The organism is Actinomyces succiniciruminis (assembly GCF_900002405.1).
GTDB lineage: Bacteria > Actinomycetota > Actinomycetes > Actinomycetales > Actinomycetaceae > Actinomyces > Actinomyces succiniciruminis.
Map to the genome: position 1 here is coordinate 67343 of NZ_LK995510.1, position 12232 is coordinate 79574.

Consider the following 12232-nt stretch of genomic DNA (forward strand, 5'->3'; position numbering starts at 1 on the left):
GAGGGCCGCGGATGGTAAGCCGAGCCCCAACCTCTCCCGCCGCCCACGTTTCGTTGTCAGTAGGCCTCGGCGGCCTGGGCGGCGATGGCGTCGACGGCGTCGTTGAAGGCCGCGGAGGTCTTGGACGCCCCGGCCAGGGCGGTCACGTGCGCGTCCTCGATGCTGCGGCCGACCACGGCGTCGTCGATCTCCTCCACGAAGCCGGCCATGTAGTTCTTGGACGTGCCGGTCAGGGCGTGCCCGGTGACGGACACGCCGGTGATGTAGCCGCCCTGCAGGCTGAGGGTGACGTCGATGGAGTCCTCCTCCACCACGTCGTCCACCACCCCGTAGGCCTCGCTGACGGTGTACTCGCCGTCGGCGTAGGGGCCCCCGGTGGGGGTGGCGGAGGCGGTGGGCACCTCCGATCCGGCGGTGGCGGCGGGCTGCGCCGTCGGGTTCTCGGTCTGGGCGCGGCCGGCGTACTCGTCCTGCGCGGGGGTGACCTCCCCGCCACCGCAGCCGGCCAGGCCGGCGGTGGCCAGGACGGCGCCGACGGCGGCCAGCGCGTGCCGCCTCATGACTGCGTCTCCTCGCCGCGGAGCGCGGAGGCGTCGCCCGCCCGGGTGTCCGGCTCTCCCTGTCCGAAGTCGAGCATGTCGCTCTCGCGGCGCCCGGCACCGCCGACGTTGTGCTTCTCCCCCACCAGCCGTCCGTGGTTGAGCAGGATCTGGCGCTGTCCGCAGGAGGCGACGTGGGCGTCGTGGGTGACCACGATCAGGGTGGTGCCGGCGGCGTGCAGGCGGGCGAAGATGTCCAGGACCAGCTGCTCGTTGGCCTCGTCGAGGTTGCCGGTGGGCTCGTCGGCGAGTACGAGCTGCGGGTGGTTGATCAGTGCGCGGGCGATGCACACGCGCTGCTGCTCGCCGCCGGACAGCTGGGAGGGCAGGTGGTGGGCGCGCTCCCCCAGGCCCACGTTCTCCAGGGCCGCCAGCGCCTCCTTCTCATCGGTCATGGAGTGGTAGTACTGCGCGACCATGACGTTCTCAATGGCGGTCAGGTGCGGGATCAGATGAAACTGCTGGAAGACCAGGCCGATGACGTGCTTACGGATGTCGGTCAGCTGGGAGGCGTTGAGTCGCCCGAGTTCGCGCCCGTCCAGGAGCACGGAGCCGCGGGTGGGCGTGTCCATGCAGCCGATGATGTTCATCAGGGTGGTCTTGCCGGAGCCGGAGGAGCCGACGACGGACAGCCACTGCCCGCGCGGCACCTGTAGGCTGAGGTCGTCGACGGCGTGCAGGTCGCCGTAGATCTTGGACACGTGCTGCAGTTCGAGCAGCACATCGGCGCCCTGGTCCGGCGAGCCGGTCCGCGGCGCGGTGAGCGTGTCGGTCATGTCATTCCTCTCTGAGGACGAGCGCGGGATCGATGCGCGAGGCGCGGCGCACCGGAGAGTATGAGGCGACGACGGCGACCAGCGTAGTCAATGCGACGGAGGCGGCCGCCAGCCACCAACTGAAGCCGATGGGGCGGTCGAACACACCCAGGCCGACGGCGACGGCCAGCCCGTAGCCGATGGCGGTGCCGACCAGCCCGCCGATCAGTCCCAGCAGGGCCGCCTCGGCGAAGAACTCGGTGGCGATGGATCCCCCGGAGGCGCCCAGCGCCTTGCGCAGGCCGATCTCGTTGCGGCGTTCGGCCACGACGACGGTCATGGTGGTGGACACCCCCACCAGCGTCAGGCCCAGCACCACCACGGCCACCACCCAGAACAGGGTGTTGAGCATGGTGATGATGCGGGTGTCCCCGCTGGAGATCTTGGAGACCGGCTGGGCGGCCACGCGTCCTGCGGCGTCGGAATCGGCCACCGCGGCGGCGGCCTCATCCACGGTGGCGGCGGAGGTGTCGACGGAGAACTCCACCACGTCGTAGCCGGCGTCGATGGTACCGGTGAGCGACTCGAGCGCTGCGGTGGGGACGTAGACGATGTCGTCCTCCTCCCCGCCGGTGTCGACGATGCCGGACACCCGCCACTGGGCCTGGCCCGCGGCGGTCTCATCGGACTTGGCCGGGTCGCCGGTGGCGGCGGTCGCCGAGCTGGAGGCCGAGGCCCCGGCATCGCCGTCGCCCTCCCCGACGGAGGCGAGGTTGTCGCTGGACAGGTACTCGGCGTTGACGGTGGAGCCGAGCTTCAGCCCGGCGTTCTCGGCCACATTGAGCCCGATCAGCACCTGCCCTGCCTGCGGCCAGTCGCCGTCGATCTCCCAGTGGCCGTTGAGCGCGCGCACGGCGTCGACGTCGATGCCGGCCAGCAGGTAGGGGGAACGGTTGATGCGGATGGTCTCGTAGCGGTAGGCGGCGGTGGCCAGTTGCTCGGTGGTGGTGTCGGTGGCCGCGGCGACGGCGGCGTCCACCAGCGCCAAGTCGGCGGCGCTGATGCGTGCGGTCGAGGTCGGGCTCTCCCCCGCCCCGTCGGCGTTCGCCGTCGCGGCGGCCGCGTCCGTGGCGACTGTCGTGGCGGAGTCATTCGTGGTTGAAGCCGCCTCGGCGTCGATGGGGGTGACGATCAGGTTGGCGCCGTACTGGCGCATCTCGGCACTCATCTGGGCGGGTACGGCCAGGCAGATGGAGGCCAGGCAGAACAGGGTGGCGGCGCCCACCACGGATGAGCCGATCGCGGACAGGGCGCGGGAGCGGCGCCGCAGCATGGCGCCGATGAGCATGGTGGCGAACATGCGTCGATTGGTCATGGGCCGGCCGATGCCGGAGCGAGTACTCATGTTCCTCCTCACCGCTTGTGCAGGGCGGTCGCCGGCTGAATCCGCAGGATGGTCCGCATTGAGGAGGCGGTGGCGATCACCAGCACCAGCGCCACCAGCACCGCCACCAGCACGTACACCATGGGCCGCATGGTGATGGAGGAGCCGAAGACCACCCGCCCGATCAGTTGGGCGATCCCGGATCCGGCCGCCGCGCCGACGGCCGTGCCGATAACCCCGATGACGGCGGTCTCGGCCAGGATCAGCCGGTTGATGGAGGCGGAGGAGGCGCCCACCGCCTTGAGCAGGGCGAACTCGCTGGTGCGCTCCACCAGGGAGGCGTTGGTCAGGGAGGCGACGGCAATCACCGCGGCGACCAGGCTGAGAGCGGTCATGAGGATCATCAGCGCTTGGGTCTTCTCCAGCACCTTGCCTTCGACGGCGGCCACCTGGCGCACCTGCTTGGCGACGGCGCCGGGCATGACCTCCTCGATCTGGTAGGTGATGGAGGAGGCGTAGGCCGTGCAGTACCAGGTCTCCCACTCGGAGGCGGACAGCACATTGGGGTTGCGGGCCGCCTTGCGCGACAGGTCGTTCTCCGGGGTGGTCAACGCCTTGACCTCCACCTCGTCGACCTGACCGACGTGCCCGGTGAGCTCCTGGACCACCGCCAGCGGGGCGTACAGGGAGTCGTCGTCATCGTCGCCGGAGGTGTACACGCCGGTGACGGTCAGGGCCCGCTCGCCGGTCGCGGTGGACAGGGTGAGGGTGTCGCCGGTGGTGACGCCCAGACGCTGGGCGAGGGTGGAGCCGACGACCGCCTCGTCGGCGTCGTCGGCGGGCCAGGCGCCCTCCAGGGTCCACCAGGAGCGCAGGGTGGTGACTCCAGCGGTGGTGGTCTGCCCGGTGGACAGATTCAGCTCCTTGTCGAACCAGGTGCCGGTGATGGCCAGATCCTGCGCCTGGGCGGAGGCGGAGGCCACGTCGACGCGGCCGGTGAGCTCGGCGGCGAAGTCGACGATGTTGTAGGCCCAGAAGATCGTCTTGATGTTCGGCACCTCGGCCTCGTCGATGAAGGCGGTGGCCTCGGTGGTCTCCTCGGTCTCGTACAGGCTGGAGACGACGGCGTCGGCCTTGGGCTGGACCACGATGTTGGAGCCGTAGGCGGTCAGCTCGGCGTTCAACTTGTCGCCGACGTCGAGCACGACGCCGAGCATGGCCACGGAGATGGAGGCGCAAAGCGCCACGGTCAGGCCGACCAGGGAGCGGCGCCACAGTTGGCGGGTGAAGGAGCGGTGCAGTAGGCGGGCGAAGAACACGTCAGGCGAACACCTCCGCGCTGTCCTCCAGGGCGGAAAGGGGCACGGATACGGCGCCGTCGGTGACGGTGAAGTCAATGGGGATGGGGTTGCAGCCGCCCTTGAAGCCGATGGTGGCGGGGTTGATGGCCACATCGCAGCGCTTGCAGATGATCTTGCCGTCGCGCTCGTAGTAGCCGGCCGGCCCGCAGGACTCGCAGGCGTCCAGTCCCACCCCATAGGCGCCGCCGTTCTTCAGAATCATGATGAAGCGGACCTCGGTGCCGCCGGAGGCCTCGTAGGCGAAGCGGTGCAGGTGGCCGTCGGCCAGGAGGGTGGCGGACACGACGGCGGCATCGTGGGAGCGCTCGTAGGGTTCGGGATCGGACAGGGTGGGGACCTCGTTGACCTTGGCTACGGCGACGGTCCGGGTGGCCACCAGCGCGGCGAAGCCGAGCCCCGAGGCGAGCACCCAGCGGCGCGAGCGGCGCCGCTCGGCACGCAGGGCGCGGGTGCGGGCCGGATTGGACTGCGCCGGGGTGCGCCCGACCGCTCGGGCCAGGGCGAAGCCCATTGGCACGAGCCACACGGCGGCCGCCGCGAGCAGGATGATCCCGCCCGCATTGTTGGTGGCCCAGGTCATGGCGCGGAAGGCGGATCCGCTCAGGCGGATCCGGTGGGTGGACTGCAGTACCCGCGCCAGCTCCGCCAGGTGCATCGCCCCGAACACGACCGCGAAGACCAGCAGGGTCACGCGGGTGGGACGCACCGGGGCGCGGCGGGCCGCGCGGTAGTAGATGAAGGCGAGCAGGGCCACGGCCACCCAGCCGCCAAGGAATCCGAGGACGCGCAGCAGCATTTCGGAGGACAGGACCTCCTCGCCCGGCTCGATGAAGGCGGTCAGGCCCAGCACCACGTTCGGCACGGCGCGGAAGAAGGCCAGGCCGACCGCCAGGCAGGCGACCGGATGGGCGACCGCACCGAGCCGACCGTCCGCACCCCAGGTGGGCCGGCGCGCCAGCAGGACGAGTACGACGATCAGGGCCGCGTCGATCGCCACACAGGCGATGAGGGTGGGGATGTTGACGACCGTGCGCCGGTCGATCACGGAGGTGGCCCGCAGGACGGCGAAGACGAGTCCGGCAGCGGTACCGGTCAGGGCGGAGGCCAGGCGCCAGCGGGCCGAGCGCGTCCAGCCCTCAACGACGGCGGGCGTCAGCAGGACGGCCAGAGCGGCGTACAGCAGGAAGGGCAGAGTGGCCCCTCCAACAACGGAAACAAAGCGCTCCAACACTCCGCAGGTGCTCCTCTCGGTATCGGTTACCTATGTCTGTTCGCCCGTGCCTGCGGGCCACGTGACGGCGGCGCCGTCACCGCGGGCTCACCACTCCATGGGGGTGTAGTCCCAGTCCCAGGTGAGCTCGATGGGTTCGGTCCAGAAGCGGCCCTTGACGCCGGTGTCAGGGTCGGTGTGCAGCACCCAGCCGTTCTCCTCCGGGCTGTGGATGGTGATGGTGACGGTGTACTGGCCGGCGTCCGGCAGGGCGATGTTGCCGCCGTAGTGAGGGCCGTCGGAGGCGTTCATCTGCATGAAGGTGCCCTCCACGGCCTCGCCGGAGCCGTCGGCGGGGGCGATGGAGTAGTCCACGGTCAGGCCGGGTACGAAGTCGCCGGCGCCGTAACCGAGGGTGTTGTCGGCCAGGGCGCTGACGTCGGCCTCCAGGTGCAGGTCCGCCTGTGAGGCAGGCAGCCCGGCGGCGCCGGCGGGCTCCATGTCGACCGGCTGGAAGTAGACCAGGTTGACGCTGATCTGGCCCTCGGCCTCCTGGTCCACTTGGGAGTCGTTGACGTTGAACTCCTCGAATCCGGCGTCGTTGCCGGCGTCCGCGGCCGCCTCGGTAGCAGCGTCGGTAGAGGTGTCGGCGGCGTCGTCGGAGGAGGAGCAGGCGGCCAGGCCGAGGGTCCCGGCGAGGACGAGCGCGCCCGCCGCACTGACGAGTTTAAGGGATCGCATGGGGTGTCTTCCTTTGCGGTTGGTGGGTTTCTTATTCGGTTGCCCCGGCCGTCTCGGCCGCGGCGTCGGTGTCCGCGTCCGCGGCGGCCCGGGCGGCGTCGACCCGGCGGTGACGCAGCACGGACACGGCGGACAGGACGATGACGAGCGCGGCCATGAAGGCCTGGAACAGGAGGGTCTCCCGGTAGGGGTACAGGCCCAGGTAGTCGTACGTGGGCCACCCCGGTAGGTAGGTTGCCGGGATGATGTCGCCCTCGATGAGGGCGTGGGCGCCGCCGCCGGCGAAGATCACGACGAGGACGGCCATGAGGAAACTCGTGATGGCGAAGAAGGGCCGCAGCGGAATCCTCACGCTGGTGAAGCGGATGAGTAGGAAGATGACCACGAGCACCGCCGCTCCGGCGGCGAAGCCCTGCCAGATGCTGGCCGAGCCGGAGGGGTCCATGGTGAACAACGCCTCGTAGAACATGACCGTCTCCGCGCCCTCGCGGAAGACCGCGAGGAATGACAGGGACGCCAGCGCCCAGAAGCCGCCGTCGGAGATGGAGGCCTCGGTCTTGTCCTTGATGTAGCGGTTCCAGGAGGCCACCGATGACTTGGACAGCATCCAGTTGGAGGTGAACAGCAGCATGACCATGGCGATCAGCGCCACCACGCCCTCGAGGATCTCCTGGTGGGCGGAGGCGGAGTCGTACAGCCAGGCGAACAGCAGCGCCACCACGCCGGAGCCGGCCAGCCCCAGTATCAGGCCGGCGTAGATGTACTTGACCCGGTCCCGCATGCCCGCCTTGAGCAGGTAGGCGATGACGGCGGCGACCACCAGGATGGCCTCCAGGCCCTCGCGCAGCAGAATCAGGAAGGCCTGCCCGAAGGAGCCGGTGAGGAAGGCCTTGACGGGGCTGATGTTCTCGGCGGCCCCGCCGTCCAGGGCGGCGGCGTCCTCGGTCAGGTAGCCCTTGAGGGTCTCGGCGTCGGCGGTGATCGTCTCGATGTCGCCGCCACCCACCATGGCCTTGCGCACGACCTTGAACTGGTTCTCCACCTCGGAGACGCGGTCGCCGGAGATGGCGGACATAACGGTCTTCTCGAAGCCGAGCTTCTCGTAGTAGCCGTAGTAGGCGTTGTTGACGTCGGCGGCCCCGCCCTCGCGGTCGCCGGCGGCGGCCTTGTCCACGCCGGCGTCGATAAGTTCGTTCATCTCGGCGGCGACCTCGGCCCAGCTGCGCTCTCCGCGCCCCTCGTTGACGCGGGTCTTGTTTGCCTGTAGCTCGGCCCGCTGGGTGGCGATGGTGGCGGCCTGGTCGGCGGCGTAGGTGCGCGGGTCGGCCAGGTCGGCCAGCTCGTCGAGCTGGGCGGTGGTGCCCGTCAGGGAGTCGGACAGGTCGGTGACGCCGGAGTCGATGGTCTCCTGGTTGCCGGTGGCGTAGGCCGCCTGTCGCAGGTCGGTGAAGGCCTGCTGCTGCTCGGACACGACGTCGGCGCCGAGGTTGTCGGTGGTGACGACCTGCAGGTTGGAGGCGACGTAGCCGGAGTTGTAGGCACGCTGGAAGGCGGCGGCGGCCCCGGAGGTGTCACCCGAGGCGTAGGAGTCGGCGGCGGCGTCGAGCTCGGCGGAAATGGCCTGTGCCACCGCCGACCAGGAGTCGTAGTCCGTATCGGACTCGGCCGCGCGCGCCGTCGGCCACAGCCCGGATACCAGCCCGGTCAGCAGCAGCAGTAGCGCACCGAGCGCGACGGCGCCGCGGACCGGCGGGGGCGCGGGGCGGTCCTGAAACGGAGCATGGGCCATGCTGGCGGCTTCCTTCACATACTGGATACGTTAGTCAAGCCTTCTACATAGTAGATGAGCCTGACCTGCAAACGAAAGACTAGGCTTACATAAATAGATTCGTCAAAAGCTGTTGTATTAAGACCTGGCAGGCCGTCATGATCCACCAGTCGCATCGATCCGGGGAGACGCAATGAGTGCTCTGCACGCTCCGGGCGGGCTCGCGCACGCCTGGCGGTTCGAGGCCACCGGCTGCCGGTGGACCGTCCACACCCGCTCCCCCCTGCCCGCCGCACTGCGTCGACAGATCACGGCGCGCATCGACGCCTTCGAGGACATCTGGTCCCGCTTTCGGCCGGGGTCGTTGGTGCGTCGGGCCGCCGCCGGGCGGCTCGCGCCGGAGCCCGACGGCGCGGTCGCGCTCGCACTGCCGACCGGCTCGACGCCCCTGCTGGACCTGTACGACCGGCTGCATGCGGCCACCGGCGGGCGCATCGACCCGTTGGCCGGCGCGGACCTGGTGGAGCTCGGTTACGACGCCGACTACAGCTTCGTGGTGCGCGACGGCGCCGCTCACCGACTCGGTGCCATCCATGGGCGTCCGACCTGGGCGGCCTGGGCTCGCCGCGACGGCGATCAGCTGCTGCTGCGCCGGCCGGCCCTGGTCGACGTCGGTGCCGCCGGCAAGGGATTCCTGGCCGACCTGCTGGCCGCCTGGCTGCGCGCGGCCGACCATGAGGAGTATGTGATCGACGCCAGCGGCGACCTGCTGGTGCGCTGCCAGCAGCCGGTGCGCATCGGCCTGGAGCGGCCCGCGAGCGCGGGCGACGACCCGGACGGCACGGTAGTAGGCGTCGTGGAGTTGACCGCCGGGGCGGTATGCGCCTCGGGCGTCTCCCGCCGCGCCTGGGGGCCGGGACTGCACCACATCCTGGACGCACACACCGGCCTGCCCGTGACGGGGACGAGCGCCGTCGTCGCCGCCTGGGCGGTGGCGGACCACTGCGCCGTCGCCGACGGGCTGGCCACGGCGCTGTTCGTGGCCGACCCGGCCCGGCTGGCCGCCGCGGGGTTCGACTACGACTTCGCCCTGCTGCGTGCAGACGGCTCGGCGGCCACCTCACGCACCTGGCGCGACCTGCCCGCCGAACTCTTCACCGCCCCTCGCCGAGGTCGGTAGAACTTACGCACCGAGATCGGTGGAACTTACGTACCCAGATCGGTCGGCGGTCGAGGATCACGCCGCAGGCAGTCCTGCACGGCCGCCACAATCTGCTCGTCGGTGAGCCCGAGCCCCCGCATCCCGGCGACGCAGTACGCCGCGAACTCGGCCGCACTGCGCCCGCCCACGGCAGCTGGCGGCGCAACGATCGTGCCGGTGCGCCGGTTGGTACGGACCAGGCCGGCCTGTTCGAGTTCTCGGTATGCCCGGGCAACCGTCCCCGGAGCGACCCCGAGGTCCGCTGCGAGCCGACGTACCGAGGGCAGCCTCGTCCCGACGTCGAGATCCCCCGCGACGATCTGCGCCCTCAACTGGTCCCGGATCTGCTCGAAGGGGGGCGTCCGACCGGAGACGTCGACCGTCAGCACGCCCGGCCCTCCTGCGCATGCACCGAGAGGTCATGGTCGCGCCACAGCCCCAGGGAGGGGTTGCGCACCCGCCGTCCGCGCTGCCACGGCACGAGAATCGCCGCCCAGCAGGCGAGCCCCACAAGAAGGGCGGCCAACCCCAGGAATGCGGTCAGCTCCATGCCCCGGGCACGCACCTCCGGGGCGATCAGCCACGTGGCAGAGGTCCCGAGAATGACCAGGGTCGCCAGGAGCCCGGTGCCAACAACCACGTCGAGCACTCCCCTAACGGCGCCCGAGCGCAGCGCATCATCCCAGGCGAGCTCGAGGTCGCTGTGTGCCCGCTGGGGACGATCAGCAAGGACCACTGCGAGCCGCAGGCAGAGCATCTCCGCGACCCCCACACACGCCCCCGCGGCGATGACTGCCGCGAGCACCAGCCACCCGCCGTCCGGGCGCAGCGGAGTCATTGCCCACACGCCCAGGGCGGCGATGCAGGCGACAGCGGTGGACAGGACCGCAAGGAACGCCGCACGACGGTCCCAGCGGTCGCAGTAATCCCTCCACGTCGTGGCCCGGGTGCGGGCCACCCGGGGTGCGACTGGGAGGGGATCGACCACCTCCCGCATCAGGCCGACGATCGCGCCGGTCGCATGCCCAAGAGCAGTGGCCAGGAGCGTGATGAGCGGTACGAGGTGGACGGCGCCGACCGCCTGGGCCGCCGCCGCCATCGCGACACCCACTGCCCACCCGCCCCAGCCCCAGGCGACGGCGGTATGGGACCGCAGATGCAGGCGCGAGAGCACCTGCTGTCGAAGGTCGGGCGGCAGCACGAGCCCCTGTCCGTCGAGGTACTCCTCGGTGTGTTGATCCCGGCCGGGGCCGTCCCGGAGTGCGCTCGCGGCGGGCAGCTGGAATACGACGGCGGCGATGAGCACCCAAACGACGAATGTCGACATCTCGACCTCCCACTCGGTGTACCAACACACTCAGTGTATCAGTACACTCGAGACGGTCAACTCCCGCGGGTCCGCCCAGCGACTCCGAGTCGCTCACGATGCGCACCCTCAAGGCATCACTATTCGTGATCGCGAAACGGTGCAGGCGACCTACCTCGCCCCATGCGCCCCGGGACGGAGCGTCGGCATACCAATGGCCACGGGCGCCGCATCCGGCTCGGGCGCAGTGTGCGCCTCACGGCGGCGCCGCTCCCAGGCGTCCCCAGCCCGGGTACGCCGCACCTCGAACAGGGCGGGGCCGCCGTCCAGCCAGATGCGGTCCCCGGCGCCTCGGCCCGCACCGTCCACGGCCGCCCCGTCGGGCACAGTACCGCAGCGGGCGGAGTCGGCAATGAGGTTGTGGGGGGCGCCGTGAGTGACGCGGACGGTGAGCATGTCGCCGGGCCGCGGGGCGCCGCCGGCGTAGTCGTCCGCAGCCAGTCCGGCCGGCAGGGCGGCGTGCACCAGGCGGTTGTCGTCGGCGCGTCCGGAGACGCGCGCCGTGGCCTGGTCGCGGCGCCCCTCCCCCTCGGCCACAAGGATCTCGACGACGCGGCCCTCCTGGCGCTCGTTCTCCTCCTGGGTGATGCAGCGCACCAGTTCGTCCAGACGGGCGTAGCGCTCCTTGACCACCTCGATCGGCACCTGGTCGGGCATGCCTGCGGCCGGGGTGCCCGGACGTGGAGAGAACTCGAAGGTGAAGGCGGAGGCGAAACGGGCCTGCTCCACGACGTCGAGGGTCGCTTGGAAGTCCGCCTCGGTCTCGCCGGGGAAGCCGACGATCAGGTCGGTGGTGATGGCCGCCTCGGGCATCCGCTCGCGCACGCGCTCGAGAATGTTCAAGAACCGCTTGGTGCGGTAGGAGCGGCGCATGGCCCGCAGGATCCGATCCGAGCCGGACTGCAACGGCATGTGCAGGCTGGGCATGACCGTCGGCGTGTCGGCCATGGCGTCGATGACGTCATCGGTGAAGGCAGCCGGGTGCGGGCTGGTGAAACGCACCCGCTCAATGCCCTCCACGCTCCCGGCTGCGCGCAACAGGCCGGCGAAGGCGCCGCGTTCACCGAAGCCGACGCCGTAGGAGTTGACGTTCTGACCCAGCAGGGTGACCTCGATGGCCCCCTGGGCGGCGACGGCCTCCACCTCCGCCAGCACGTCCCCGGGGCGCCGGTCGCGCTGCTTGCCGCGCAGGGAGGGCACGATGCAGAAGGTGCAGGTGTTGTTGCAGCCCACCGCGATGGACACCCAGGCGGCGTAGGGCGACTCGCGCCGGGTCGGCAGAGTGGAGGGGAAGACCTTCAGGGACTCCTCGATCTCCACGGCCGCCTCGGCGTTGTGGCGGGCGCGGTCCAGCAGCGCGGGCAGCACGTCAATGTTGTGGGTGCCGAAGACGACGTCGACCCACGGGGCCTTCTCGACGATCCCCTCCCCCATCTGCTGGGCCAGGCAGCCTGCGACGGCGATCTGCATGCCGGGGCGCTCCCGCTTGACGGCGGCGAGCTGCCCGAGGTTGCCGAACAGGCGGGTGGCGGCGTTCTCCCGCACGGAGCAGGTGTTAATGATCACCACGTCCGCACCGCCGTCACCGGCCGCGGTAGCACGCGCCGCCACCTCGGGCACGTCCTCGGCGCGGCGATATCCGGCCTGTTCCAGCAGGCCGGCCATGTGCTCGGAGTCGTGGACATTCATCTGGCAGCCGAGCGTGCGCACGTGGTAGGTGCGCAGGTCGTCGCCGGCGCGGGCGGCGGTGGCGGGAACATCAAGCATGGTCATCGTGCGCAGTCTAGAAGCCGCGGCGCCCACCGCAGAACCAGGCCGCCCCGGGCCTGCACCTCGGGCCCCAGCCG

The 12232-nt window shown here is 70.6% G+C and carries 11 protein-coding genes; 1 reads left to right on the top strand and 10 read right to left on the bottom strand.

Going from position 1 to position 12232, the window contains the following annotated elements; all coding sequences use genetic code 11:
- Positions 1–56 precede the first annotated feature (56 nt).
- The 7 genes from BN1056_RS08340 to BN1056_RS08370 form a co-directional block, all read right to left on the bottom strand.
- Positions 57–560: an FMN-binding protein gene (locus BN1056_RS08340; RefSeq protein ID WP_210580336.1), complete on the bottom strand. Its 504-nt coding sequence runs from the start codon at positions 558–560 to the stop codon at positions 57–59.
- Positions 557–1375, bottom strand: coding sequence for an ABC transporter ATP-binding protein (locus BN1056_RS08345; RefSeq protein ID WP_210580338.1), 819 nt, complete (start codon positions 1373–1375; stop codon positions 557–559). The genes BN1056_RS08340 and BN1056_RS08345 overlap by 4 nt, the downstream gene beginning before the upstream one ends.
- 1 nt (position 1376) lies before the next feature.
- A complete protein-coding gene (locus tag BN1056_RS08350; RefSeq protein ID WP_210580340.1) occupies positions 1377–2759 on the bottom strand; it encodes an ABC transporter permease in 1383 nt (460 codons plus the stop codon).
- An 8-nt stretch (positions 2760–2767) separates the two neighbouring features.
- Positions 2768–4057: an ABC transporter permease gene (locus tag BN1056_RS08355; RefSeq protein WP_210580341.1), complete on the bottom strand. Its 1290-nt coding sequence runs from the start codon at positions 4055–4057 to the stop codon at positions 2768–2770.
- 1 nt (position 4058) lies between these two features.
- The gene (locus BN1056_RS08360) at positions 4059–5330 is read right to left on the bottom strand and encodes a DUF2318 domain-containing protein (protein ID WP_210580342.1); all 1272 of its coding nucleotides are present in this window, start codon (positions 5328–5330) and stop codon (positions 4059–4061) included.
- An 87-nt stretch (positions 5331–5417) separates the two neighbouring features.
- A complete protein-coding gene (locus tag BN1056_RS08365; protein WP_210580343.1) occupies positions 5418–6050 on the bottom strand; it encodes an iron transporter in 633 nt (210 codons plus the stop codon).
- 31 nt (positions 6051–6081) lie between these two features.
- Positions 6082–7839, bottom strand: coding sequence for an FTR1 family iron permease (locus tag BN1056_RS08370; protein ID WP_210580344.1), 1758 nt, complete (start codon positions 7837–7839; stop codon positions 6082–6084).
- Between the two features lie 172 nt (positions 7840–8011).
- On the opposite strand from BN1056_RS08370, the gene BN1056_RS08375 reads away from it, so the two are divergent.
- A complete protein-coding gene (locus tag BN1056_RS08375; RefSeq protein ID WP_210580345.1) occupies positions 8012–8998 on the top strand; it encodes an FAD:protein FMN transferase in 987 nt (328 codons plus the stop codon).
- A gap of 26 nt (positions 8999–9024) precedes the next feature.
- On the opposite strand, the gene BN1056_RS14975 is transcribed toward BN1056_RS08375, so the two are convergent.
- The 3 genes from BN1056_RS14975 to miaB form a co-directional block, all read right to left on the bottom strand.
- Positions 9025–9408, bottom strand: coding sequence for a GntR family transcriptional regulator (locus BN1056_RS14975; RefSeq protein WP_210580346.1), 384 nt, complete (start codon positions 9406–9408; stop codon positions 9025–9027).
- Entirely contained in the window at positions 9402–10346 is a 945-nt protein-coding gene (locus BN1056_RS08385; protein ID WP_210580348.1) for a hypothetical protein, read from the bottom strand. The genes BN1056_RS14975 and BN1056_RS08385 overlap by 7 nt, the downstream gene beginning before the upstream one ends.
- A 150-nt stretch (positions 10347–10496) precedes the next feature.
- Entirely contained in the window at positions 10497–12158 is a 1662-nt protein-coding gene (miaB, locus tag BN1056_RS08390; RefSeq protein ID WP_210580349.1) for a tRNA (N6-isopentenyl adenosine(37)-C2)-methylthiotransferase MiaB, read from the bottom strand.
- Positions 12159–12232: the final 74 nt, after the last annotated feature.

Bases quoted from the DNA above. Each gene is read 5' to 3' on its own strand.
- BN1056_RS08385 (WP_210580348.1), bottom strand. From the start codon at position 10,346: ATGTCGACATTCGTCGTTTGGGTGCTCATCGCCGCCGTCGTATTCCAG.
- BN1056_RS08340 (WP_210580336.1), bottom strand. From the start codon at position 560: ATGAGGCGGCACGCGCTGGCCGCCGTCGGCGCCGTCCTGGCCACCGCC.
- miaB (WP_210580349.1), bottom strand. From the start codon at position 12,158: ATGACCATGCTTGATGTTCCCGCCACCGCCGCCCGCGCCGGCGACGAC.
- BN1056_RS08370 (WP_210580344.1), bottom strand. From the start codon at position 7,839: ATGGCCCATGCTCCGTTTCAGGACCGCCCCGCGCCCCCGCCGGTCCGC.
- BN1056_RS08365 (WP_210580343.1), bottom strand. From the start codon at position 6,050: ATGCGATCCCTTAAACTCGTCAGTGCGGCGGGCGCGCTCGTCCTCGCC.
- BN1056_RS08350 (WP_210580340.1), bottom strand. From the start codon at position 2,759: ATGAGTACTCGCTCCGGCATCGGCCGGCCCATGACCAATCGACGCATG.
- BN1056_RS08375 (WP_210580345.1), top strand. From the start codon at position 8,012: ATGAGTGCTCTGCACGCTCCGGGCGGGCTCGCGCACGCCTGGCGGTTC.
- BN1056_RS08345 (WP_210580338.1), bottom strand. From the start codon at position 1,375: ATGACCGACACGCTCACCGCGCCGCGGACCGGCTCGCCGGACCAGGGC.